Below are 22,743 nucleotides of genomic sequence, written 5' to 3' on the forward strand. Positions count from 1 at the left end.
TGTGGGAGTGGGGACGAACTTCCGGCTACAAGTTCGGCATTGGAAACTCTCCTTTCCGTAATGCACTAAGAGAGAGCGACTTTCAGGTCGCACTAGGCGTAGAAGCCGGGGCCGTCGTTGTGGAACGCCAGGTTGTACTGGATCGTCGATCGCGAGACGTTCTCGTCGAAGCCGAACCCGGCACCGTCGACGTCGGAGCCTGTGTGGTTGCGGTAGGCGGTGTTGTGCTCCAGGAGGACGTCCGTGGCGTCGTAGGCCCAGATGCCCACCGGGCCCGACGGAGCCTCGGTGGCCGAAGCGGTTCCGTTGTCGTGGGCGCTGGAGTCGCGCACCGTGGCGTGGCGTACGGCGCCGAGGATGATGCCGTCACCGGTGTGGCGCTCGACCGCCTTGGGATCGCCGGTGTTCCGGTACGCGTCGACGTCCGAGATGTCGACGTCCTCGTGCGCGTAGGTGGGTTGGCCTGCGTCGTACTTGGGGCCGTACGTCAGGAGGCCGGCGTCCTTGTTGCCGTGCAGCTTTGTCTGACGGATCGTCACGTTCTTGAATCCGTTGCCCTTCTCGACGCCGCCGATCGCGATGCCCACCTGGAATCCGGAGACGGTGACGTCGGAGACGGAGACATGGTCCAGCCTCCCGCCGCCCGGACGGTCGGCGTAGAGATTGATGCCGCCGTCGCGGGTGTAGGCGGCGCGGTCCCCGGTGAAGGTGAGGTCGCGGATCTGCACGCCCGCCGTGTTGTGCACGGAGATGCCGGGGGAGTCCTTGGCCTCAACCGTTGCCCGCCCCTCGCCGTACGAGCCGACCACCACGGGCCGGTGCGCACTGCCCGCCTCGGTGTCGTTCAGGGTGATGGTGCCGGTGAACCGGGCGCCGCCCTCCAGGAGCAGCCGGTCGCCGGGTTCGAGCGCCACGCGCTCGGCACGGTGCAGGGTCCGCCAGGCCTGACCGGGCGAGGAACCGTCGTTCTGGTCGTCGCCCTCAGAGCTGACGTAGTACGTACCGGCCTTGGTCTCGGGCGCGTAGTGGGGCGTGGCCGCACAGCCGCTCGCACCGATCAGCACGATGGCGGCGGTGAGGACGCCAGGGGCGGTGCAGCGCCTGACGGCGGCTCCGGCGGCTTTCCTGCGCATGGGGATCAGGCCTCCACCGGTACCCGCGTGAGCGGCGGCCCGGAGCGCGTGGCGAACCATGCCACCGTGCGGTGCAGGCCTTCGTCGAGGGGGACATGCGGCATCCAGCCGAGCTGTTCCACGGCCCGGTTGATCACCGGGCGGCGGCGGGTCGGATCGTCGACGGGCAGCGGGCGGTACGCGATCCGCGAGGGCGATCCGGTGATGCGCAGGACGAGTTCCGCGAGTTCGCGGACGGTGCGCTCGCTGGGGTTGCCCAGGTTCACCGGTCCGCTGCGGTCGCTGTCGAGCATCGCGAGCAGGCCCCGGACGAGGTCGTCGACATAGCAGAAACTGCGGGTCTGGCTGCCGTCGCCGTAGAGAGTCAGCGGCCTGCCCGCCAGGGCCTGGCGGACGAAGGTGGAGACCACGCGTCCGTCGTGCGGCCGCATCCGCGGACCGTACGTATTGAAGATCCGTACGATGCCGACGTCGGCGCCGAGGCTGCGCCGGTAGGCCATGGCGAGCGCCTCCGCGAACCGCTTGGCCTCGTCGTAGACGCTGCGCGGGCCGACCGGATTGACGTGGCCCCAGTACTCCTCGGGCTGCGGGTGGACCTCTGGGTCGCCGTAGACCTCGCTGGTGGAGGTGAGCAGAAAGCGTGCGCTGTGCCGCTGGGCCAGGCGCAGGGCGTTCTCGGTGCCGCGGCTGCCGACGGCCAGGGTCTCCACCGCGAGGCGGTGGTAGTCCGGCGGGGACGCGGGGCTCGCGAGGTGGGCGACGGCGTCCACGGGGCCCGGTACGTCGAACGGCTCCGTCACATCGGCGCGGATCAGCCGGAAGCGGGGCGAGCCGCGCAGGTGCGAGACGTTCTCCGGCTCGCCGGTGCAGAAGTTGTCCAGGCAGCAGACCGTGTCTCCTCTGCGGAGCAGGGCCTCGCACAGATGGGAGCCGACGAATCCGCCGCCGCCCGTCACCACGACCCTCATGACGCACCTCCGGTGAGCGCGGCCACCTTGACCTTGGAAGGGATGTCCGGGGAGAGCCGCGGCCGGCCCGGGGCGTGCACGGCCCAGCCGGCCGCCGACCAGGACCGCGGGTCGAGGCTGTTGCGGGCGTCCAGGAGGACGGGGGAGCGCACCAGCGTGGCGAGCGCGGCGGGGTCGATGTCCTGGTACTCCGGCCAGTTGGTCAGATGCAGGACCAGGTCGGTGCCCTCGCACGCCGTGTCGACGTCCAGGGCGTAGGTCAGCTCGGGGTGGACGGCGCGCGCGTTGTCGACGGCCTCCGGGTCGTGTACGTGGACCTCCGCACCTTGCTGGTGCAGGGCCGCGGCCACGACGAGGGCGGGCGAGTCGCGGACGTCGTCGCTGCCGGGCTTGAACGCTGCTCCGAGTACGGCGATCCGGCGCCCGGTGAACGAGCCGCCGAGCAGACGGCGTGCCCGCTCGACGGTGCGCGAGCGCTGACGGGTGTTGATCCGGTCGACCTCGTGCAGGAACACCACGGCCTCACCGGCGCCGATCTCCTCGGCGCGGGCGGCGAAGGCCCGGATGTCCTTGGGGAAGCAGCTGCCGCCGAAGCCGAGCCCGGGTTCGAGGAAGCGGGGGCCGATCCGCGAGTCCGCGCCGATGGCCCCGGCCAGGACCGACGCGTCAGCGCCCGCGGCGTCGCACACCTCGGCCATGGCGTTGATGAAGGAGATCTTGGTGGCGAGGAAGGAGTTCGCCGCCACCTTGACCAGCTCCGCCGTCGCCGGGTCGGTGCAGAAGAACGGCACCCCGGCGACGATCATCGGCGCGTAGACGGCCCGCAGCACGGCCTCGGCGTGCCGCGACGTCACGCCCACGACGAGCCGCTCGGGCCGCATGGTGTCCTGCACGGCGGATCCCTCGCGCAGGAACTCGGGGTTCCAGGCGACTTCCGTGCCGGGCGTCAGGTCGGCGAGGCGCTCGGCGAGCCGTGCGGCCGTGCCCACCGGCACGGTCGACTTGCCCACGATCAGACTGCCGCACCGCAGATGCGGGGCCAGGCCGTCCACGACGGAGTCCACGTACCGCAGGTCGGCCGCCTTGCTGTCGGGGCGCTGCGGGGTGCCCACGCACATGAAGTGCGTCCTGGCGAACTCGGCGCCCTCGGCGAGCGAGGTGGAGAAGCGCAGCCTGCCCGACGTGACGGTCCTGGCGAGCAGTTCGTCGAGGCCGCTCTCGTGGATGGGCGCGCGGCCCGCCGACAGGGAGGCGATCCGTTCGGCGTCGATGTCGATGCCGAGGACCTGGTGGCCGATGTCGGCCATGCACGCGGCGTGCACCGTTCCCACGTAACCGGTGCCGATCACTGTCATCCGCATGACGTCGCTCCTTACGGGTCGTGCCTCACGGGCTGTGGGGCTTGCTGTTGATGTGCCGGCAGGGCCCGGCGTATCCATGGGGGTTGAGCTGCTGGAACCGCCATGCGTCCCGGCACATGTCGTGCAGGTTCCGGGTGGGGCGCCAGCCCCAGGCGCGGGCCACCGCGCTCGCGTCGGCGACGAGTTCGGTCACGTCGCCGGGGCGGCGCGGCATGATCTGGTACGGGACGGCCCTGCCGCAGGCCGTGCTGAACGCGGAGATCACGTCGAGCACCGAAAGGCCCGTGCCCACGCCGAGGTTGAACACCCGAAGGCCCGGTCCGTCGGCGAGGTGGTCCAGGGCGATGCGGTGGGCCTCGGCGGTGTCCATGACGTGGAGGTAGTCGCGGATCGCGGTGCCGTCGGGCGTGGGGTAGTCGTCGCCGAACACAGGGAGCCGCTCACGCCGTCCGACGGCGACCTGCGCCACGTACGGCATCAGATTGTCGGGGATGCCGCCCGGGTCCTCGCCGAGGAGCCCGCTGGGGTGGGCGCCGACCGGGTTGAAGTAGCGCAGGGCGAGCACGGTGAACTCCGGGCAGCGTGCGCACACATCGGCGAGCACCTGCTCGCACATCCACTTGGAGGCGGCGTACGGATTGGTGGGCCGGGCGGGGGTCGACTCGTCGAGCGGCCCGCGCCCGGCGTCGCCGTAGATGGAACAGGAGGAGGAGAACACCAGCTGGTGCACACCGTGTTCGCGCATGACCTCCAGCAGCGCGGTCGTGCCGCCGACGTTGGTGTCGTAGTACTCGATGGGCATCCGTGTCGACTCGCCCACGGCCTTGTGCGCGGCAAAGTGCACGACGGCGTCCACGGAGTGGCGGTCGAATACGGCCGACAGGGCGCGCCGATCACGGATGTCCAGCTCATAGACGGCGCCGACGAAGCGGTCGGCGATCCGTTCCACCCGCGTGAAGACCTGCGGGGTGCTGTGGGAGTAGTCGTCGATCACGATCAATTCGTAGCCGTGGTCGAGGAGTTCGACGCAGGTGTGGCTTCCGATGAAGCCGGCACCGCCGGTGACGAGGATCGTGGAGGGTGCGCTCATGGCCGTTCACCAGCTCAGGACGGCGGCGGCGTACGCCGGGTAGAAGACGAGGGCGGTGGCGACCGGCAGCGCGGCCAGGAGGCCGAGGGCCAGCGGCATCCGTGCGGTCGCCAGCGCGCGGCTGAAGCGGACGTCCGCGGCCCGTGCCGCCTCCCGCACATGGAGCAGCGGGACGGCGAGGGCGACGGCCGCGTAGGACGTGGCGGCGAGCAGGCAGAGGAAGACATAGCCGGCCGTGGGGCTCGTCAGTTCGCCCAGCACGGCGATCGAGGACAGGGAGACGGCCAGTACGACGAAGGGCAGCGTGAGCCGGGCGGACAGCGGCCGGGGTCCGCCGGTGTCCTTGGGCGTGACCTTGAAGGTCACGGGCCGCGGGCGCAGCTTCTGCCCGACGGCGCCGAACATGCCCAGGATGACGAACGGCCAGCGCGCGAGCGCGAACAGCCACGTCTCCCAGCTGATCAGCGGGGCGGTGCGCGGACGCAGCATCCCGCAGCGGCGCATCAGGTACAGGGTCAGGAGCAGCCACACGGGCATGGACCAGAAGTGGATCAGGAAGTCGAAGTAGTTGACGTTCATCCACGGCAGGCCGGTGAGAACGGCGATCGGCGGCAACGTGAGACCCGCGGTGATCATCAGGCCGAGGAGCGGGTAGTAGGCAAGGGCGTACGAGAAGCGAAGGCGCAGCACGAGGGGCAGCCGGCGCAGATGGCACGGCAGCAGACCCAGGAGCATCGTGGTCAGGCTCCGTGACCACTGGTACTCCTGCGTGATCATGTCGGCGAAGGTGAGCGGCCCGTCCCCGTGGGCCTCGGCGTCGATGGCGAACGCACCGTGCCAGCCCGCTGAGTTGAGCAGGTACGTGGTGGAGAAGTCCTCGGCGAGCTCGGGGCCGAGGCCGCCGATGTCGCGCAGCGCGCGGGTGCGCACGGCGTAGTGGGAGCCGATGCACATGGGCGCGAGCCCGTCGCTGTGGCCCAGCTGCACCGCGCCGTGCCAGACGGCCTCGCGGTGCAGCCGCCCCCGGGCCGCCCACGACACCGCGCCGTTGGCGTCGCACATGCTGGGCGCGGCCACGTAGCCGATGGCGGGGTCGTCGAAGGGGCGGACCATCTCGGAGAGGTAGGTCGGCGCGGGCACGTGGTCGCAATCGAGCTGTGCGACCACGTCGTAGCGGTGATAGCCCCAGTTGTCGTAGAAGTAGGCGAGATTGCCTTCCTTGCAGCGCGTGCGGCGCGGCCAGTCGCTGCGGTGGTACGGGTCCACGCCGCGGCGGCAGGACATCCGTACCCGGTGCGTGCGGCACCAGCCGGTGATCTCCTCGGTCGGGTCCTCGTCGCACAGCCACACGTCGTAGGGATGCGGAAAGTCCTGGGCCAGCATCGCCTCGAGCGTCTGCCGGGCGATGGGCCACGGCTCCGAGGGGGCGCGGGTCACGGCGAAGGCGACCGGAAGCGCCGGCACCGGAATATCCGGGTCGACGCGGCGCAGGCGCAGGGCGGTGACGAAGAAATAGCAGGGCAGGCCGGTGAGGTAGAGCAGCAGGACGCTGTTGACGATCAGGCCCGCCCAGCCGACGCGGTGCTCCGGCTGCAGCCACCAGGACCAGAACCACAGAAAGCTCAGCGCCCAGCCCGCGGCGATCACCATGAGGGCGGCCCGGTCGCGCAGGGGGAGCGCGGGCACGAAGGTTGTCGGCCGGACGGTGCGCACCGGGTACGGATGTCCGAAGACGGGGCCGCCGGCGGTGACGCGGACGACGTTGCCGTCCGACATCCGCGCGAGTTCGCGCTCCACCTGGACCAGATCCGCCGACATCGGCTCGCTGTGCGTCATGGCGCGACGCTCCTGAGAGGTCTAACGCTGTACGCTGACTGCGTACGTTTACGTCGTATATGTACGACTTTGCACCCGATGCTCCCTGAGGTCAAGGGGGCCAGAGAGGCGGAGGCGGCGGATATGCCGAAAGAGGCGGCGGGTAAGTCGAGAGGGAAAGAGGCGGCCGCGACCGAGGGGCGGCGCGCCAGCGACCGGGGGCGTTACGGCCGCCTCAGTCGGGAGCGCGTTCTGGCCACGGCCCTGGACGTCGTCGACCGCGACGGGCTCTCGGGCCTGAGCATGCGCAAGCTCGGCGCGGAGCTGGGCGTGGAGGCGATGGCCCTCTACCGGTACGCGGCCGGCAAGGGAGCCCTGCTCGACGGCCTGGTCGAGGCGTTCTGTCAGGAGCTGGAGGGTGATCTGGTCGCCAGTCCTCAAGCCGACGACTGGAAGGGCGAGCTGCGCCGCATCGCACTCGCCACCTACGGCGTCGCCCTGCGGCATCCGAACATGGTCCCGCTGCTCGCCACCCGCCTGCTGTCCACCCCGCTGGCCCGTCGCCCTGCGGCCGTGCTGCGCAGCGACGAACGCGTCCTTGCCCTGCTCCATGACGCCGGTCTGGGCGACCGCCGCACAGTTCAGGTCCACCGGGCTTTCACGGCGTGGCTGCTCGGATATCTCCTCGTCGAACTGCGAGCCATGGACGACGACCCCGGCGAGCCGGACCCGGCCTTCCGGCTGGGCCTGCACCGCATGCCCGCCCAGGAGTTCCCGCGACTGCGGGCCACCGCCATCTCCCTGGACGGGCAGGGCGGGCCCGACCAACTGGCCGCGGGGATCGACGCGCTGCTCGGGTCATGAGGGACGGATGGGTGACACAAGCTTGCAGCGAGAAGTGCCTTGCCGGATACATGCGGACACCCGTGACCGACAGTTCGTTATCGATACCCTTCTCATGTTCGCTGGGGGTGTGAGTCGAGGCGACAAGCTGGTTTTTTCGGAACTGGTACATGGCTGGCGCCAGGAAGGGTGAAAGTGATCGCTGAAGTGATCGTCGGTGTTGTAACGGCCGGCGCAGTGGGGGCAGCGACTTTCGGAATCCGGAGGCTGGCGATTCGCTGGGCCAGGAGGCGCCCTTTGGCGATCACTGCAGAGCTGGTCGTTCCCAAAGCATGGGAGCTGGCGCTCCCCGAGTCGCAGCCATTGACGGAACCTGTACTGGAAAGGGACGGATCCTATCGCCCTCTCTACTGGAGGCTCGTGGCCGGCGGAGGTGCCGACTATCGGGTGTCCGCCCTCAGTCTCGTCATTGTCAATCAGTCCAAAGAGCCGTTGACGATTACAGGTCTGGAAGTCGTCAAGGAAGAGACCGGTGCTCCGTACCGCGGAGCGTGGGTGCAGTACCCGCCTGCGGGATCTGTCGAGATTCTTTCGATCTGTCTGAACCTTGATGAACAGGAGCCGGAGGCGTGGGAAGCGCAGTTCGACAACGGCTCGATTGAGCGCAAAGGAGACAGGCCGTACTTCGATACGCACATGATTCGGCTGGAACCTGGAGAAGAGTTCAGTGCCCGAGTCATCGGGTTGGCGGAACATACACGGTGTCGTTGGGTCCTCCGCGCGCTAACGTTGCAGCAAGGTAAACGTGGGGTGGTGGAAGTTGCGCCGCCCACCGGGCCTGTCCATACGTCAGGAACTCCGGCGGGCGGGTTCCGGGGGCGTTGGCATTGGGAGTGGTGGGCGCCAGAAAGGGGGGAACTTCCCGCTTTTCGACCCGCGCCCATGGACGACTAGCTGGACATCCGAGCATCGGTGTCGAAAAGCTCGCGTTCGCGCGGATGGAGGAGGCGCTGTGTGATGAGACTCCGGCCTGCGACCTTCCAGAGCCCGCGTCCCCTGGTGAGGGCGGAGATTGCCTGCGTCTCGACTCCGGTCAGGCCCAACAGGGAGGCGGCAGCGCCCAGTTGGTGCGGACTCCTGGCTCCGGTGACGGCCCGGCTCGGCCAGGCTGAACTCAGGTCCGTGCCCGGGAGGACGGCCCCCTTTGGGATCGTAGAGGGGAGGCCGCCCCGCCATCGTGACGCCTACCTCGGCCTGTCGGCCTCGGCGGGCGTTGCCGGTGCGAGGACGAGCGGTGCGGGGATCGTCATGTGGAAGTGCTCCCCGGTGAATCCGAAACGGCTTGTGGTCTTGCGTAGCTGCGGCAGCCTGACCGGCCATTGGGCGGCGTGCAGTGTCGCGGAGGCCAGGCGTGCCGTGCAGGGTGCTGTGAAGACAGTGCGTGCTCCGTCGAGCGATCCGAAACCGGTCAAGGGCAGCGGCAGCCGAGGTGTATGTGGGGTGCGCGACCGGATGGCCAGAGTGGCGATGAGCCCTTCGCGGTCGGTGACGCGTGCCTGTGAGTCGCTCCAGTGGAACTCGGCGAGTTGCTTGGGAGCGCCCCAGATACGGCGTCCACCCCTAAGGGAGCGTTCGTCGTCGACCCAGATCCGGTGGACGTACAGACCGGCCTTGAGGCCTCGGCGTACGAGCGAGCCGATGATGAACTCGTCGTAGCTGAGGGTCCCTTCGCGGTAGCGGATGAGAAGGACGGCAAGTGAGCGGGGAGCCAGGTGGGACAGATCAGCGGGCAGTGCGGGTGCCGACGCCGCGGCGAAGAAGCCGCCCCACAGCTGCCCCCGCATGTGCCACGGAGCGGGGGGATACTGCACCGTGCTGCCGTCCGGCCTCGTCTCTGTCATGTCAGTTCAGTTCCTGTGTGTAGTCACCCTGGGCCTTGCCGCCCAGCGCCGTCAGTTTGCGGACCGATCCTGGGGCCAGCGCGTAGAGCCGGTACATGAGCGGCAGATAGCGGGGGACGTCCACCCGGGCCTGCCGGTCGGCAATGGCCCGTACCGTGGCGTCGGCCACTGCCTCGGGAGTGGTGGCGGGTAAGAGATCCGCGATGCGTGGCATCCGTGTGGAGGGGACGTGCCGGCGGAAGAAGTCCGTGCCACGGACGACGCCGGGGCGGACCAGGGTCACGTCGATGCCGCTGTCCGCCAGTTCCATGCGCAGGATCTCGGTGTAGGCCTCGATCGCGGCCTTCGTCGCGGCGTACGCGGCGGACGGGCCGGTGACGAACAGCCGGCCGACGGACGATCCGACGGCGACGACATGTCCGTGCCCCTGGGTGCGCATCAGCGGGAGCGCGGTGCTCACGAGGTGGACCAACGCGTCGTACCCGGTGCGCATGTGCAGCTCGGCTTCTTGTACGGGCATGCGCTCGACATCGGTCCAGCGCACGAACGCCGCGTTGTGCACCAGGACATCGATCTGCCCTTCGCTTTCGTGGACGTCCCTCACCCACGTCTCCAGACCGAGCCGGTCAGTGACGTCCAGCAGGCTGAACTGCACCGAACATGCGGCCAGTTGCGTGGCTATGTGGTGGTCGCGTACCGGTGAGAGGTCGCAGACATGCACCCGGGCTCCGGATTCGGCAAGGCCGCGTACGAGTCGCAGACCAATCCCGGAGGCTCCGCCCGTGACCAGGCAGACGCGTCCCCTCAGGGTGCCTGTAGTTGTGTGTCCGCCGCGCATGCGGCTGCTCCTCTCTGGTTGTGGGTTGCTCCGGGTGCGGGGGAGAGGCCGAGCCGATGCCGGAGGTGGCCCAGCGCGAGGAGCGCGAAGATGTCCGAGAGCACCGGGACGGTGAAGACGAACGGTCGCGGTCCGATCGAGTCGGGTACTGAACGGATTTCGCCTCTCGTCCGCTGCTGGGTGAGCAGATACGTCACACCGCGGACAGCGGGTGCCGGGTCTGGTTGCCGGCACAGCGAGATCAGGGCGTACGAGGTGCTGATCGCGTCGCTGGGCTCCCCGGGCTGCCGGCCCCAACCACCGTCGTCGTTCTGGGTGTCGTGGATGGAGCCCAGTGCACGGGCGGTCATGCGCCGTACAGGGTGAGGGGGGTCCTCGCCGAGGGAGCCGCCGGCAAGGACGGACCGGAAGAGCGTGTGATGGCGACTGGCACTCCAGTCAGGGGCGAAGCTTCCGTCTTCGTGCTGCTGTTCGGCGAGGAAGTCGAGCCCCTGGGCAATGGTGTCCCGGTGCCGTACGGCGTCGGTCGACAGGGCGTTGACGGCCGCCGCCGTCATACAGGGCTCAGGCGGAGCCCCTGCCAGGTAGGTGGGGAAGCCCCCGCCGGCGTCGCGGACGCCGAGGAGGGAGGCCGTGCCCTGGGCGATCTCGTCGGCGTACTTCCGCGGGTCGAGGGCATGCAGGAACTCCAGGGTGACGGCGATGTCATCAGCGTCCGTCTGCTGGGCCCGGTCGGTGAAGGCCCAACCGCCGTTGGGCCGCTGCTGGGCCGTGAGGTGGCGGGCCATCCGCTCCAGGTCGTTTCGGCGTGCCCCGGCGGCACAGAGCGCGACGCCCGCGGTGGCGGTGCACCAGGTGTCCGTATCGACGATGAACGGAAGGCTGCCGTCGGCGCGTTGGTGGTTGAGCGCCTTGCCGATTCCGTCGTGGACCGTGTCGTGCGACCCGGCGTACGGGAGCAGAGCATGCAGGACGAAGAGATGGATCAGGATGTTGCCCTCCCATACCCAGGAGGTGCGCTGGGTGGAGAGCAGTAGTTCGATGTCTCCCTCCCGTACGAGGTCCGGTCGTCCGGTCTCGGCAGCGAGGATCAGCTTGAGGGCGGTGACCTGAACCGCCGCCCAGGAGTGGAGGCCTACGGTGGTGAAGTCGCCGGGCCGCAGGGACCTGTTCGCGACAGCACGTGCGCCGAAGACGGTGAGCAGTGCGTCGATCAGCAGGCGCTTACGTGGTGCGGTGAACTCCGGTACCTGGGAGAGGAAATGACCGGTGAGCCTCGGATCCGCGGCCGCGTGGTGGTCGAGTGAGGTGTCGACCAGAAGCCGGTCCACAGGATCGGCCGCGTCGCGCCGGGACGCCAGGTACGTGGTGAGCGGGGCCTTGGCGGGGGAGGTGTACCCGGCACGTTCCATCAGCCTCAGGAGCAGCGCGGATTCGAGAACGCGTCCGTGACAGGGGTCGCGCAGCGCGCCTTGTGGATCGACCTGTTCCTGGACGTGGGCGCACAGGAGGTCGGTGGCTGCTGGTAGTTCCTCGGGGAACATGTCAGGGGACCAGGGCTCCCAGCCGGGGGGTAGTTCACGGACCCTCATCGGTGCGATGTCCTTCCTGTTTGAAGAAGTTCACTGAGCTGAGCCGCGATGTGCTCGCCGGAGCTGAGACTGCTGTTCGTCGTCGACTGGGCGAGGTAGTCGCCTCCGGCGAACCTCACGCGGGAGTCGGACCGCAAGCTGCGGGCGAATCGCGAGATCGCCCGGTACTCGCCGGGTCGCCGCATGACGGTGCATGGACTGACCCGGAAGACCTCGGCCATGGTGGCGTGCTGCTCCAGCTCGGGCAGGATGCCCAGCCGCCGGGCGCCTCCCAGCGCGCGGCGCACCACGGTCTCGTCGTCGAGTTCCCAGTGCGCCGCAGACCAACTTCCCCTGAAGTGCGCCATGACCAGGCCGGTGCCCGCCGGGACGCGGTCCGGGTGCTGGTTGTGTTCCAGCACGAATGCCGCCAGTTCCGGGTGTTCGATGCGGGGGACCTGGAGCAGTAGAGAGGCTTCGGCTGTGGGCCGGTCCATGCCGAACGCGATGTGGACGCTCCGGGAGTAGGTGATGTCGTGGAGGTACGCCCTTTGCGAGTCGTCGAGCTGGGGGAACAGGCCCGGCAGCCCGGGCGGTGGTACGGCGATCACGCAGGCTGCCGCCGTCTCGGTGTGCTCCGGCTCACCGGCCCTGTTCCAGGTGACCGTGACCTCGTCGGCATGCTCTTCCACCGAGGTGGCCTGCGCCAGGTACTCGATGGGCAGTGCGGCGGCCAGGCCGCGTGGCAGGAAGCCGACGCCCTGGGGTGAGGTGAAGGTGCCGCCACTGGCGATCAGGGTGTTGAAGAAGAAGAACGCGCTGATGACGGCGGCCTGTTCGGGCTCCGCGAGGGCCGGGCCCGCGACGAACGGAGCCAGCAGGTACTCGAAGGTGGCGGGATGCAGCCCGCGCCGCACGGTGTAGTCACGCACGGATTCGAAGTCCGCGGGCGCGGCCCGGGACATGTCGTGCCAGTCGAAGAGTCCCCTGGCCCGGGCGAAGTCGGCTGCCACCTTCAGCAGGTCGCGGGCGGGAAGTCCGCGTAGGAGCGGGCTGAGCGGCATGCGCAGGCGGTCTCCGCTGCTGATCCGCTGAATGGCACCGTCTCTGACGATCCCGAAGACGTCTCCGGCAGGGCGGATGCGCGGGGCGAGGCCGGCGTCGGAGGCCAGCTTGATCATCTCATGGTAGGAGGACAGCAGGAGGGTCGAGCCCACGTCGATGTGGAAGCCTTTGCGTGCGACGGTGCTCATCCGGCCGCCGATCAGTTCGGGCTCCGAGCGCTCCAGTACGCGGACCTCGAACCCGGCTTCCTGGAGGCGGAAGGCGGCCGTCAGACCGGCGATACCTCCGCCGATGACGATGACCTTCTGCCGCTGTCCGTTCGTACCGTTGGTCATGCCCCCTCCGCTGGAACGGTGTTGTCGGCGTGCCCGTAGCGCCCGGTTTCCAGGCTCCAGCTGAGGCTTCCGGTCATCAGCGCTTCTATTCCGGACGCGTAGCGGGCCAGGGCGCCGGGGGCGGTGAAGCCGCCGAACTGGGACAGGAGGTCCGCACGTGCTCGGAGATAGTCGTCCACGCGCGTCTCGAGCCAGCGGTGGGCGATCCCGACGGCGGCGGGCAGGTCGCACTTATCCCGGTGGCCGATGGCCAGGACGAGATTGTGCCGTTCACCCGCGGCGGCTTCCTTGCGCAGGGAGAGCAGGTCGTTGATGGTGCAGGCCACATCTCCCGCGGCGGCGACCAAAGCACGGTGTGTCGTGCTGGAGCGGAGCGAGCCGGGGAACATCGCACCGGCGTGCAGTTCCGCGAAGGCGGTGAGGATGTGCCAGCCGGACGTGCGATGGCGGGCGGCCAGGTACTCTTCCGGTTCCGGGGTCCGGCCCTGCGACCGTATGGCCACCTCGTGCCGCATGGCATCGGCGAAGCCGTCCAATTCGCGGGCCACGTACGCCCAGCGGTCTGTCCCGACCAGCGGCAGCAGTCGGTGGCGCAGCCGCCAGACGCAGGCGGTCAGGGGGTCATCGGGCGGGGTCTCGCAGCGACCGTCGAGTACGCGCCGCACCTGCAGCAGGGCCTGCTCGGCGTAGCGAGTGTCGTCGCCGGGACAGCCGGGGTCCAGGTGGTCGTCGTACAAGAAGAGCCACAGCACCGCCTCGCCGGTCAGGCCCAGCAACGGCGGCCGCGCTGTGGGATACATCCGGCCCACCAGCCGCTCGAATCGGGCGGCACGCCAGGCGGGCAGGACGGACGGGGGGATCGCGGCCCACTCGGTCGCCCACTGTTCCAAGTAACTGGCGAGGCCTCCCGTATGCGGATTGATGTGGGAGGGGAACGGCAGGTTGAGAGGCGGTATGACGGGATCGGAACCCATGCTGTCCCTTTCTCTTGGGTGGGGGCGAGCTTGAGGGCCTCGTCGATGAGAGTCTCGATGATCTTGTTTTCGGGAACGGAGGCGATGACTTCACCGCGTACGAGGATCTGTCCGTTGCCGATGCCGTTGCCGCTGAGATGCCGAGGTCGGCTTCACGGGCGTGGCCAGGGCCGTTGACGACGCATTCCATGACGGGGCTGAAGGATGTGACAGCAGTCGGCCTCTACTTGTTCGGGGGCGACGCTGAGAGGGAGGCGCGGATGGTGTCGCCGGTGCCCTCGCCGAGCAGCACCCCGACGACGGCCGCGGACTTGTTCGCCCCCTGGGAGGCGGGACCGCCCCCGGGCAGCGGCCTCGGCCCTCCAGCCGACGGCAGTGGTGGGAGCACTCTGGCCGTGAGACACAGGAGATGACCCCTCAACGGTCGCGTCGGGTGAGGACATGAGCCAGCGCTGTCAGGTCGCGTCGCCCCGCCGGAGTGGCGGCGACCTGGCTCAACGCCCCGAAAGCCAGGTCCAGTTCCCGCCGAACCGTCCTGCGGGCCGCCTGTACACCGCCCGCTTCGGTCACCAGGTCGGCGGCGTGTCGCAGCTCGGCCCCGGTCAGGTGGGTATCGCTTGCGTAGACCCGCGCCAGTGCGCGGGCCTGAGGCGTTGAGGAGGTCAGGGCCGCCAGGACGGGCAGGGTCTTCTTCCGCGCGGCGATGTCGCTGCCCACCGGCTTGCCCGTGGCGTCGGCATCGCCCAGGATGCCGAGCAGGTCGTCGACGATCTGGAAGGCCACTCCCAGGTGCCGGCCGAAAGCCTGCAGCAGCTCCGCCTGTTCCGTGTCCGCGCCACCGGCCAGCGCGCCCAGAGCGCACGCACATCCCATCAGCGCGCCGGTTTTGGCCGCTGCCATGGCCGTGTACTCGGCCACGGTGACATCGGTGCGCTGCTCGAAGGAGACATCCATGGCCTCGCCCTCGACCAGTTCGAGCACTGCGTCGGAGAGCACCGACACCGCGCGTCCGGGCGGATCGCCTTCGGGTTTAGTGAGCACCTGAAGCGAAAGGGCCAGCAGGGCATCGCCGCTCAGCAGGGCTGAAGGAAGGCCGAAGACCGCCCATAGGGCGCGGCGGTGGCGGCGTAGCTCGTCGCGGTCGATGACGTCGTCGTGCACCAAGGAGAAGTTGTGCACCAACTCCACTGCCACGGCCGGCCCCAGCCCGTCGGAGGCAGAGCCGCCCGCTGCCCTGGTACAGGCGAGGGCCAGGGCAGGCCGTGCCGCCTTGCCCATCGAGCCCTGCGCCGGGCCCCCTTGCTCGTCCAGCCAACCGAGATGGTAGCCCGCTAGGCCGGCCATCCGGGACGGCATGCGCTCGCACTGTGCCCGCATCTCCGGCCCGGTCGCTGCCTGTGCGCTTTCGAGCAGGTACAGTCCGAGGCTTTCTCCGGAAGGGGTGAGGGACACGGGTGCGACGGGTGTGGGCATGGTCGATCCTCAGAGCAGGTGACAGGATTCGGGTGTTCCCCGTTCGGTCACGCCGGCTGCGGGGAGCCGGCGCTTCCTTCACGGGCTCCTGTTCATCGAATGCCCTGCAATCGGTCCCTAGGAAGCTCGCCGCCGTGTTCGTGGTGTGAACGCGTTGAACGCTCGTGCCTTTGTGAAATCCGGGCTCGGGCCTGCGGGGCGGGCTATGGCAGACGGCCTGCCGAGGCGCCTTGGACGCGGGCACGGTCCGGCTGTCGGGCACGCGGGTCCAGATGGCGGAAGCTGAATCCTTTCTGCGGTGGCAAGGGCGTCGGGAGTGCTGCGTCCTGCGAGGCCGACGGTAAAGGTAGGGGTTATGGACGATCCCTTTGCCTTTGAGTCGCTGGACGTGAATGCCGTCGAGGGGGACGAGGCGGCCGAGGAGTTGTGCCACGCGACCGCTGACGAGGGTCAGGCCGTGGATCTGACGGCAGGTCGCTGCCGCACATCGGCGCGATCCGAGCCGGGCGAACCAGCCGCAGGCCAGGAGTAGTCGGGCGGAGTCGCCGGTTTCCGTCTCCGGGGTCAGCCGCAGTGCCGGACCGGGCGTTCCAGGGTGCGGGCCCGGTGGAGCAGGCTGACGGCCCGGGCTTGTCGGGGGAAAGCCCCGGCGTTCTGGCGCAGTCGCGTCAGGGCCTCGTCGACCTGGGTGGAGCGCAGGGAGGGGTAGTGGTCGAGGAAGGTGTGCCAGTGGTCGCAGGCGGCTTCCAGTTGCCCCAGGTTCACCCGGGCCTCGGCGAGGCGGGCATGGGTGAGGGCCCATGCTTTGCCCTGGGCCGGGGCGCGATGGCGTGCGGCCTGGGACAGAGAGGCCAGCGCTTGGCCGGGCTCGCCGAGTGCGTTGAGGGTGCGGGCGGTGTGGTATTCGAGCCCGGCCCGGGGGTAGGAGGTGAAGGGCCCGGGGGGACTGGAGGCCCGCTCGTGCTGTTGGTCGGCGGCTCGCAGGTCCTCGCGGGCACGGCGCGGCTGACGCACCGCGGCGAAGGTGAGGGCGCGCTGGGCCAGAAGGAAGGAACGGGCTGCCCCGTCAGCGGTGGGGCTGGCAGTGTCCAGGGCGGTCTGGGCCAGCGTGTGCGCCTGAGGCGGGTGCCCCAGGCGCAGGGCTTGCAGGCTCATGGTCCGCAGAGTGACGGCGTAGGTGGCGCGGTCATCGGCCTGATGGGCCAAGTCCAGGGCCGTGCGGTAGTAGCGCTGAGCGAGGCCCGCGTATCCCGTGTCCTCGGTCATCGCTCCCAGTAGATGGGTCAACTGGGCTGCTGCAGTGCACAGTTGGCGGTGCACTGCGGAGGTGGCCGGAGCGACCAGCATGCGCTCGGCGTCGTCCGTGAGGTAGGCGGCCAGCGCGGAACGGGCATGCCCTCCGCCATAGGCGGAGCCAAGAGAGGCGAACACCTCTGTCATCCCCTGCAGGATGCGCACATCCGACGACGAGCTGGAGGCCGCACGCTGCCCTGAGCCCGGGGAGGTGGATTTCGGCCGGTGGGCCCAGTCGGGCAGGGCGAGAGCTGTCAGCGTGTAGGCGCCGGCGGTCAGTGAGGACCGGCGGGCAGGGTCCGTGTCCTGTCGGCACAGGGAGGTGAGCCTGCGCAGCGGGTCGCTCTCATCGAGTGGATCGGGTCGGCGGGCCGCGTGGCCGTGCGGTGGCTGGGGCAGTCCGGTGTCCTCGGGAGTGACGACGCGCCCGCTGCGGCGGCTCAGTGCCCTGGCGGCGAGATCGGGAATGGGGGCCTGGGGGCGCGAACCGGAGAGCCAATGTGCCACTGACGTACGGTCGTAGCTCAACGTCAACCCCGCAGCTGTGCCTAAGGAGTTGACCGCTCTGGCCAAGTCCCCGGCGCTCCAGCCGACCTCGGCGAGCAATGCGGACAATTGGCGGTTGGGGGCACGGCGTGACACGGGAAATCTCCTGTCAGTCGAATGATCTCGCCTCCCGGAGATCGTGCGTGAAGGGCGAAGGCGGTGCTGCTCTGCGCACATCACCGACCGTGCCGCTCGCGTCTTCCCGCGGGGACAGTGCGTACGGATCCCAGTACCCGCACCTCGAACAGTCATGGGGGCGCGCTGGCGCACGCGAGGAATCCCGCGCGCCCCCTGGACGCTGGGCCGCCCCCTGGACGCTGGGCCGCGGCGTGGAATCCCTGCGCGGCGGGGAGTTCGTCTCACTGCCCTGCCCCTTGGGCCAGAAAAGGGCCACCGGCGTTGTCCCGCTCAGCGGGCCGGGGCTTCGGGCGTTCAACGCGTTCACGCCTGGATCACCGTGCCAGCGGGATACGACTGCACGTGAGGGTACTTGATGGATGCGTACCTTCTGGCGGATTGGCCGGCCAGGCGTGGCGTTCGACGTATCCCCGCCCCTCTTGTGTTTTCGGCCAGAGGCTTCCGTGGTGTCGGCAGCGCCGTTCACGACGGACATCTCTGGTCGGGGGCGCCTGGGTTGGGGCAGATACCCGGACGGTCATATGGCATCGAACGCGCCAGGTGCCGCTCTCATGCGGCGCTGTTGACCACGGCGGCCGACCTTACGCCTCTCGCATGTCATGGGTGCCTCACGCCGCAACGTATCGGAGTGTCAAGTGGACGAGAAGCGGGATTTTCAGGGGGCAACGGTCGCGGCTTCGGGCCGGTCACCGAGCGCCGGTTCCCGGATCGACGGACTTGGCGCGTACCGGCCCGTGACCGTGGTGAACAACGAGGAGTCAGCCACGACGGCGGGCGTCAGCGCCGAGTGGATCTCGAAACGGATCGGAGTTGAGGAACGACGTCGTGCCACGGTGACGGAGACGGTCGTGACGATGGCCGTCGCAGCGGGCAGGGAGGCGCTGGCTGACTGCGGTGCCACCGCTGATGACGTCGACGTCGTGCTCCTTGCCACCTGTTCCATGCCGTCTCCCATGCCCAACGGGGCTGCGTCAGTCGCTGCCGCTATCGGCTGTACGGCATCGGCCGGGTTCGATCTCAATGCCGCGTGTTCGGGGTTCTGCCATGGCTTGGCGGTCGCTGATGCTCTGGTGCGGGCCGGAACCGCCCGGAGCGTGCTGGTGATCGGTTCGGAGCGGATGACGGACTGGGTGGCGCCCGAGGACCGCAATACTGGTCCGATCTTCGCAGACGGGGCGGCCGCGGCTTTCGTGGTTCCGTCCTCTGTGCCCACCATCTTTCCTGTCGCGTGGGGCAGTGACGGTGCGCAGTCGGACCTGATCAAGATCCCTGGCGAGACGGGCCGGATGGAGATGGCGGGTCGCAAGGTCTTTCGCTGGACCACCTCCGAGCTGGCCGCTGTCATGCAAGTTGCCTGCGAGCGGGCGGGCTTGGAACGTTCCGACCTGCGGGCGTTCGTGCCGCATCAGGCGAATTTGCGCATCGTCGATGCCCTGAGGCAGAGCATGGATACGCCTGATCTGGTGACCGCCACTGACGTAATCAAAGCGGGCAACACCTCGGCCGCGTCCGTCCCGCTCGCTCTGCACGCGCTGCGCCAGAGGGGCGATGTCAGTCGAGGAGATCCCGTTCTCCTCTTCGGGTTCGGTGCGGGACTGTCCTATGCGGCGCAAGTCGTTCTGTGCCCGTGACGACCCAGTCCATTTCAACGATCCGACCTTCTCAATCAAGGAGAAAACCGTGTCCATCGATCAAGGCACTCTGGTTCAGGTGCGGAACATCGTTGCTTTCCTCAGCGAGCGGCCCGCAGATGACGTCAGGCCGGGCCACAGGCTGCTGGAGGACCTCGGTCTTGACTCCCTCAAGATCACGGAGCTGGCGCAGAAGCTCGAGAACGCGTTGGGCAAGCCCATCGACGACGACTTGCTCAACGCGGACGGCACCACCGTCGCCCACTGCGCCGAGATCGCCCAGAACGCCTGAGGTGCCGCCTCGGCAGGTAATGGCGAAAGGACGATGAGTATGAGCGCGGCACCAACCGCCCGGGCAGATGTCAGCGGTATCGACAGCATTCTCACCTGCTCCGAGATCGCTCTGAAGATTCTCTTGGCCACCAGGCCCGTTCGCCGTCGTGATGCGGCACTGACACAGCAGTTGCCGCCCAGCGGGCCGATGCACGGATGGGAGGCAGTGAGCGGTCATGGCGCGGAACGTGAGTAATGCCGAACAGAAGAACGTGAGTAATGCCGTAAAGAAGAAGGACTCGCCAGCACCGGTTCAGGCCGGCTGGGGCGCCGGGCTGCCCCGCACGGGCACCGGTGCAGCACACGGGAAAGTCATCCTGTTGGGGGAGCACGCCGCGGTCTATGGGGCCCCCACCGTGGCGCTGCCGGTGCCGGGCCTGGGATGCCGAGCCCGCGTGGTGCGCAGTGACCGGGGCGGGGGTCGGCCGTCGGCGTTCCAGCTGGTTCAGACGCCACCAGGCGTGCCGCGCGGACCCATACCAGCGGCGCTCCACACCACGGAGAGTCTCGTGCCGGAAGGGTTGCGGAAACTCACCGAGGCCATGCTGCGCCAGGTGCGCCGGCGGGGGACATCGGGCGTGGATGTGCTGGTGGAGAGCGGGGTGCCGCCTGCACGTGGCCTCGGCGCCAGTGCGGCGTGCGCCCGCGCTGTGGCCCAGGCACTGAACGGCCTTCTTGGGCTGCGTCTGAGCGCCGACGCTGTCTTTCACTATGTGCAGGTGTCCGAGAAGGCGGCGCATGGCAGGGCCAGCGGCATCGATGCCCTGGCCACTGGCAGCCACAGGCCGGTGCTGCTGGCCGACGGGCGGATCAGTAACCCGCCGGTGGGAGCCGACGGTTGGATCGTGGTGGCGGACAGCGGTAGCAGCGCCTCCACGAAGGAGGCCGTCACGATGCTGCGGGAGAGCTTCGACAAGCATCCCGGCAGCCGTGAGGCGTTCCTCAGCCACTCGGTGACACTGACCCGTGCCGGGCTGCGCGACCTGGAACAGGGTCATCTGGTGGCGCTGGGGCGGCGGCTCACGGACTGCCACGGCCTGCTCGCCGGACTCGAGCTGACCACCGACCGGACCAACCGCCTGGTGGAAGCCGCGCTCCAGGCCGGCGCACTGGGCGCGAAGATGAGTGGCGGGGGACTCGGCGGCTGCGTGATAGCCCTGACGGCCACCGAGCGCACGGCCGACGCGCTGGCATCCGCGCTCGCGCGCGAGCCGGGCGTGCGCTGTTGGACGGCTCCGCTGACGAGGGGTGAGGGCCATGCCGGGATCTGACGGCTCCGTCGCGGTGGCCCATCCCAACATCGCGCTGGTCAAGTACTGGGGAAAGCGTGATGAAGACCTTGTCCTGCCGTACGCCGACAGTCTCTCGATGACACTGGACGTCTTTCCCACCACTACCCAGGTCCGACTCGCCGACTGCGCCGCACAAGATGTCGTGATCGTGGACGGTGCCGTGGACCGGGGCGAGACGGCCCGGCGCGTCACCGGATTTCTGGATCTCGTCCGTGAGCGGGCCGGAAGGACCGAACGCGCCATGGTGGCAACCCGTAACACCGTTCCGGTCGGCGCCGGTCTGGCCTCATCGGCCAGCGGGTTCGCCGCCCTCGCCCTCGCTGCAGCCTCCGCCTACGGCCTGTCCGTTGAACCGGTGGAGCTGTCCCGACTGGCCCGCCGCGGCTCCGGGTCCGCCGCACGGTCCGTCTTCGGCGGCTTCGCCATCTGGCACGCCGGCGCGCCTGACCACCCGGATCCCGACCTTGCCTCCTACGCCGAGCCGCTCGTGAACGCACGTCTGGACCTCGCCCTGGTCGCCGTCCTGCTGGAGAGCGGACCCAAGCCGGTCTCCAGCCGTGAGGCCATGCGGCGCACGGTAAGGACCTCGCCACTCTTCCCCGGCTGGCTCGCCGCGGCCCGTAGCGATCTGACGGCTATGCGCGAGGCACTGACCCAGGGCGATATCGCCACCGTGGGCGAGATCGCCGAGCGCAACGCCCTCGGCATGCACCAGACCATGGAGAGTGCGGTGCCGCCCGTGCACTACCGCACGCCCGCCTCGTACCGGGTACTTGAGGAGGTGCGCCGCATGCGCGCATGCGGCGCGCAGGCCTGGGCGACGATGGATGCCGGGCCCAACGTCAAAGTGCTGTGCGCCCACGACAACGCGGAGCGTGTGGCCCGCGAACTGCGTCAGCTGTCCGGCTGCGTGGCGGTGGTGGCCCGCAGCGGGCCCGGCGCGACACTCGACAGGGCGGTGCGCTGATGCCGTCGACCGTCACGCGCAGCGCGCCGGGCAAGCTTCTTGTCGCAGGGGAGTACGCCGTCCTGGAGCCCGGGCAGCCGTCGATTGTTGCGGCTGTGGACCGTTTCATCACCGTCGAGGCCTCGCCGCCTCACAGCGGCGAGGTGGTGCTTGCCACCGATCTGCTGCCGCACGAAGTGAAGATGGTCCGCGCACGGGCAGGACTGTGGCCCACCGACCCGGCGGAAGCCCGTCATCTCGGCGGGTCCCTCGCCCATCTGGTCTCCGTCGTCGAGGTCGTCGACCAACTGCGATCCGAGCTCGGGTTGAGGCCGGTCCCGGTGCGACTGTCGGTCCGCAGCGCACTGCACGAGCATGGCACCAAAATCGGATTGGGGTCGAGCGGCGCGGTGACGGTCTCGGCTGTCACCGCCCTGACGGCCTTCTGCGGTATGCCGATGTCACCGGAACTGCGCTTCCGCCTGGCGCTGCTGGCAAGCATCCGCGTGGATCCCGGCCCTTCCGGCGCGGATCTGGCCGCCAGCACGTGGGGCGGCTGGATCCACTATCGCGCACCGGACCGCGCCCGTCTGCTGCACCTTCTGAAGCGGGCCGGTGTCGCAAAGACGCTGCAGGCCACGTGGCCCGGCCTGACAGCACACGTCCTGCCATCGCCGGCCACACTGCACCTGTACGTCGGCTGGAGCGGCAGCCCGGCCTCCACCACCACGCATGTGAGCCATCTGTCCCGCACTTCGTGGTGGCACAGCACGGGCCGCAGCCGGTTTCTGGCGCGCAGCGCGAACTGTGCGACGACAGCGGCGCACGCGCTCGAGCAGCAGGATTCAGCGACGTTTCTCGCCGCCATCCGCACCGCGCGCCGCCTCCTGGCCGGCCTCGACCATGCGACGGCACTCGGCATCTTCACACCCAAGCTCACTGAGCTGTGCGCCATCGCCGAGGCGTGCGGCGGCGCGGGTAAGCCGTCCGGAGCCGGCGGTGGCGACTGCGGCATCGCCCTGCTACCGAAGACGGCCGACGCCCACGCTCTACGAACGCGCTGGGCAGCAGCAGGGATCACTGCGCTGCCGCTGCGGGTCACCGACGCACTGGCCGCCGCCGATGGCGGATCCCGCGCGATGGGCCCGGACGTCATGCAGGGGCCGATCCCGCAACCTCCCGTCATCTTCGACTGAG

The 22,743-nt window shown here is 69.2% G+C and carries 20 protein-coding genes and 2 pseudogenes; 8 read left to right on the forward strand and 14 right to left on the reverse strand.

Annotated elements, in window-relative coordinates; genetic code table 11:
• Positions 1-92 precede the first annotated feature (92 nt).
• Genes ACZ5CR_RS34690 through ACZ5CR_RS34710 form a run of 5 tightly spaced genes read right to left on the reverse strand, consistent with a single transcriptional unit; the run spans position 93 to position 6,388 of the window.
• Positions 93-1,133: a right-handed parallel beta-helix repeat-containing protein gene (locus ACZ5CR_RS34690; protein ID WP_468864987.1), complete on the reverse strand. Its 1,041-nt coding sequence runs from the start codon at positions 1,131-1,133 to the stop codon at positions 93-95.
• Positions 1,134-1,138: 5 nt separating this feature from the next.
• A complete protein-coding gene (locus ACZ5CR_RS34695; protein WP_468864989.1) occupies positions 1,139-2,101 on the reverse strand; it encodes a UDP-glucuronic acid decarboxylase family protein in 963 nt (320 codons plus the stop codon).
• A complete protein-coding gene (locus ACZ5CR_RS34700) occupies positions 2,098-3,462 on the reverse strand; it encodes a UDP-glucose dehydrogenase family protein (RefSeq protein ID WP_468864992.1) in 1,365 nt (454 codons plus the stop codon). The genes ACZ5CR_RS34695 and ACZ5CR_RS34700 overlap by 4 nt, the downstream gene beginning before the upstream one ends.
• 25 nt (positions 3,463-3,487) lie before the next feature.
• Positions 3,488-4,552, reverse strand: coding sequence for a UDP-glucose 4-epimerase GalE (galE, locus tag ACZ5CR_RS34705; RefSeq protein ID WP_468864995.1), 1,065 nt, complete (start codon positions 4,550-4,552; stop codon positions 3,488-3,490).
• A gap of 6 nt (positions 4,553-4,558) precedes the next feature.
• Positions 4,559-6,388, reverse strand: coding sequence for a glycosyltransferase family 2 protein (locus ACZ5CR_RS34710; protein ID WP_468864997.1), 1,830 nt, complete (start codon positions 6,386-6,388; stop codon positions 4,559-4,561).
• Between the two features lie 123 nt (positions 6,389-6,511).
• Between ACZ5CR_RS34710 and ACZ5CR_RS34715 the strand changes: the two genes are divergently transcribed.
• Both ACZ5CR_RS34715 and ACZ5CR_RS34720 read left to right on the forward strand, forming a co-directional pair.
• Positions 6,512-7,231, forward strand: coding sequence for a TetR/AcrR family transcriptional regulator (locus ACZ5CR_RS34715; RefSeq protein ID WP_468865230.1), 720 nt, complete (start codon positions 6,512-6,514; stop codon positions 7,229-7,231).
• Positions 7,232-7,507: 276 nt separating this feature from the next.
• The gene (locus ACZ5CR_RS34720; RefSeq protein ID WP_468865001.1) at positions 7,508-8,164 is read left to right on the forward strand and encodes a hypothetical protein; all 657 of its coding nucleotides are present in this window, start codon (positions 7,508-7,510) and stop codon (positions 8,162-8,164) included.
• Here the strand turns inward: ACZ5CR_RS34720 and ACZ5CR_RS34725 are convergent.
• From ACZ5CR_RS34725 to ACZ5CR_RS34760, 8 genes and pseudogenes are all read right to left on the reverse strand, one after another.
• A pseudogene (locus ACZ5CR_RS34725) lies at positions 8,161-8,349 on the reverse strand (ATP-binding protein); the annotation flags it as partial. The gene ACZ5CR_RS34720 and the pseudogene ACZ5CR_RS34725 sit on opposite strands and share 4 nt — an antisense overlap.
• A gap of 105 nt (positions 8,350-8,454) precedes the next feature.
• Positions 8,455-9,111: an acetoacetate decarboxylase family protein gene (locus tag ACZ5CR_RS34730; protein ID WP_468865003.1), complete on the reverse strand. Its 657-nt coding sequence runs from the start codon at positions 9,109-9,111 to the stop codon at positions 8,455-8,457.
• 1 nt (position 9,112) lies between these two features.
• On the reverse strand, positions 9,113-9,949 hold the full coding sequence (locus ACZ5CR_RS34735; protein ID WP_468865005.1) for an SDR family NAD(P)-dependent oxidoreductase: 837 nt from the start codon (positions 9,947-9,949) through the stop codon (positions 9,113-9,115).
• Complete coding sequence (locus tag ACZ5CR_RS34740; RefSeq protein ID WP_468865008.1) at positions 9,916-11,541, reverse strand: prenyltransferase/squalene oxidase repeat-containing protein; 1,626 nt, start codon at positions 11,539-11,541, stop codon at positions 9,916-9,918. Before ACZ5CR_RS34740 ends, ACZ5CR_RS34735 begins: the two co-directional genes overlap by 34 nt.
• Positions 11,538-12,920, reverse strand: coding sequence for a protoporphyrinogen/coproporphyrinogen oxidase (locus tag ACZ5CR_RS34745; RefSeq protein ID WP_468865011.1), 1,383 nt, complete (start codon positions 12,918-12,920; stop codon positions 11,538-11,540). Before ACZ5CR_RS34745 ends, ACZ5CR_RS34740 begins: the two co-directional genes overlap by 4 nt.
• Entirely contained in the window at positions 12,917-13,894 is a 978-nt protein-coding gene (locus ACZ5CR_RS34750; protein WP_468865013.1) for a terpene synthase family protein, read from the reverse strand. Before ACZ5CR_RS34750 ends, ACZ5CR_RS34745 begins: the two co-directional genes overlap by 4 nt.
• A gap of 8 nt (positions 13,895-13,902) precedes the next feature.
• Positions 13,903-14,087: pseudogene (locus ACZ5CR_RS34755) on the reverse strand (flavodoxin-dependent (E)-4-hydroxy-3-methylbut-2-enyl-diphosphate synthase); the annotation flags it as partial.
• 224 nt (positions 14,088-14,311) lie between these two features.
• Complete coding sequence (locus ACZ5CR_RS34760; protein WP_468865016.1) at positions 14,312-15,367, reverse strand: polyprenyl synthetase family protein; 1,056 nt, start codon at positions 15,365-15,367, stop codon at positions 14,312-14,314.
• Positions 15,368-15,722: 355 nt separating this feature from the next.
• Here ACZ5CR_RS34760 and ACZ5CR_RS34765 point away from each other — a divergent pair, with 355 nt between their 5' ends.
• On the forward strand, positions 15,723-15,899 hold the full coding sequence (locus ACZ5CR_RS34765; RefSeq protein WP_468865018.1) for a hypothetical protein: 177 nt from the start codon (positions 15,723-15,725) through the stop codon (positions 15,897-15,899).
• A 32-nt stretch (positions 15,900-15,931) separates the two neighbouring features.
• Here the strand turns inward: ACZ5CR_RS34765 and ACZ5CR_RS34770 are convergent, their stop codons facing one another.
• Entirely contained in the window at positions 15,932-17,167 is a 1,236-nt protein-coding gene (locus ACZ5CR_RS34770; protein ID WP_468865021.1) for a hypothetical protein, read from the reverse strand.
• Between the two features lie 812 nt (positions 17,168-17,979).
• Here ACZ5CR_RS34770 and ACZ5CR_RS34775 point away from each other — a divergent pair.
• The 5 genes from ACZ5CR_RS34775 to ACZ5CR_RS34795 all read left to right on the forward strand — a co-directional run bounded on the left by ACZ5CR_RS34775 (position 17,980) and on the right by ACZ5CR_RS34795 (position 22,742).
• A complete protein-coding gene (locus ACZ5CR_RS34775; RefSeq protein WP_468865025.1) occupies positions 17,980-18,975 on the forward strand; it encodes a beta-ketoacyl-ACP synthase 3 in 996 nt (331 codons plus the stop codon).
• Between the two features lie 49 nt (positions 18,976-19,024).
• Positions 19,025-19,267, forward strand: a complete 243-nt coding sequence (locus ACZ5CR_RS34780; protein WP_468865027.1) for an acyl carrier protein — start codon at positions 19,025-19,027, stop codon at positions 19,265-19,267.
• A 217-nt stretch (positions 19,268-19,484) separates the two neighbouring features.
• Entirely contained in the window at positions 19,485-20,579 is a 1,095-nt protein-coding gene (gene mvk, locus ACZ5CR_RS34785) for a mevalonate kinase (protein WP_468865030.1), read from the forward strand.
• Positions 20,566-21,567, forward strand: coding sequence for a diphosphomevalonate decarboxylase (gene mvaD / locus ACZ5CR_RS34790; protein ID WP_468865032.1), 1,002 nt, complete (start codon positions 20,566-20,568; stop codon positions 21,565-21,567). The genes mvk and mvaD overlap by 14 nt, the downstream gene beginning before the upstream one ends.
• Positions 21,567-22,742, forward strand: coding sequence for a phosphomevalonate kinase (locus tag ACZ5CR_RS34795; protein WP_468865035.1), 1,176 nt, complete (start codon positions 21,567-21,569; stop codon positions 22,740-22,742). Before mvaD ends, ACZ5CR_RS34795 begins: the two co-directional genes overlap by 1 nt.
• The last annotated feature ends 1 nt before the right edge of the window (position 22,743 follow it).

The sequence above is a fragment of the Streptomyces sp. NPDC031274 genome, assembly GCF_055570235.1.

Coding starts and splice junctions, on each gene's coding strand:
- mvk (WP_468865030.1), top strand. CDS start 19,485: ATGGCGCGGAACGTGAGTAATGCCGAACAGAAGAACGTGAGTAATGCC.
- ACZ5CR_RS34735 (WP_468865005.1), bottom strand. CDS start 9,949: ATGCGCGGCGGACACACAACTACAGGCACCCTGAGGGGACGCGTCTGC.
- mvaD (WP_468865032.1), top strand. CDS start 20,566: ATGCCGGGATCTGACGGCTCCGTCGCGGTGGCCCATCCCAACATCGCG.
- ACZ5CR_RS34740 (WP_468865008.1), bottom strand. CDS start 11,541: ATGAGGGTCCGTGAACTACCCCCCGGCTGGGAGCCCTGGTCCCCTGAC.
- ACZ5CR_RS34750 (WP_468865013.1), bottom strand. CDS start 13,894: ATGGGTTCCGATCCCGTCATACCGCCTCTCAACCTGCCGTTCCCCTCC.
- ACZ5CR_RS34700 (WP_468864992.1), bottom strand. CDS start 3,462: ATGCGGATGACAGTGATCGGCACCGGTTACGTGGGAACGGTGCACGCC.
- ACZ5CR_RS34710 (WP_468864997.1), bottom strand. CDS start 6,388: ATGACGCACAGCGAGCCGATGTCGGCGGATCTGGTCCAGGTGGAGCGC.
- ACZ5CR_RS34765 (WP_468865018.1), top strand. CDS start 15,723: ATGGACGATCCCTTTGCCTTTGAGTCGCTGGACGTGAATGCCGTCGAG.
- ACZ5CR_RS34760 (WP_468865016.1), bottom strand. CDS start 15,367: ATGCCCACACCCGTCGCACCCGTGTCCCTCACCCCTTCCGGAGAAAGC.
- ACZ5CR_RS34695 (WP_468864989.1), bottom strand. CDS start 2,101: ATGAGGGTCGTGGTGACGGGCGGCGGCGGATTCGTCGGCTCCCATCTG.
- ACZ5CR_RS34690 (WP_468864987.1), bottom strand. CDS start 1,133: ATGCGCAGGAAAGCCGCCGGAGCCGCCGTCAGGCGCTGCACCGCCCCT.
- ACZ5CR_RS34730 (WP_468865003.1), bottom strand. CDS start 9,111: ATGACAGAGACGAGGCCGGACGGCAGCACGGTGCAGTATCCCCCCGCT.
- ACZ5CR_RS34745 (WP_468865011.1), bottom strand. CDS start 12,920: ATGACCAACGGTACGAACGGACAGCGGCAGAAGGTCATCGTCATCGGC.
- ACZ5CR_RS34795 (WP_468865035.1), top strand. CDS start 21,567: ATGCCGTCGACCGTCACGCGCAGCGCGCCGGGCAAGCTTCTTGTCGCA.
- ACZ5CR_RS34715 (WP_468865230.1), top strand. CDS start 6,512: ATGCCGAAAGAGGCGGCGGGTAAGTCGAGAGGGAAAGAGGCGGCCGCG.
- galE (WP_468864995.1), bottom strand. CDS start 4,552: ATGAGCGCACCCTCCACGATCCTCGTCACCGGCGGTGCCGGCTTCATC.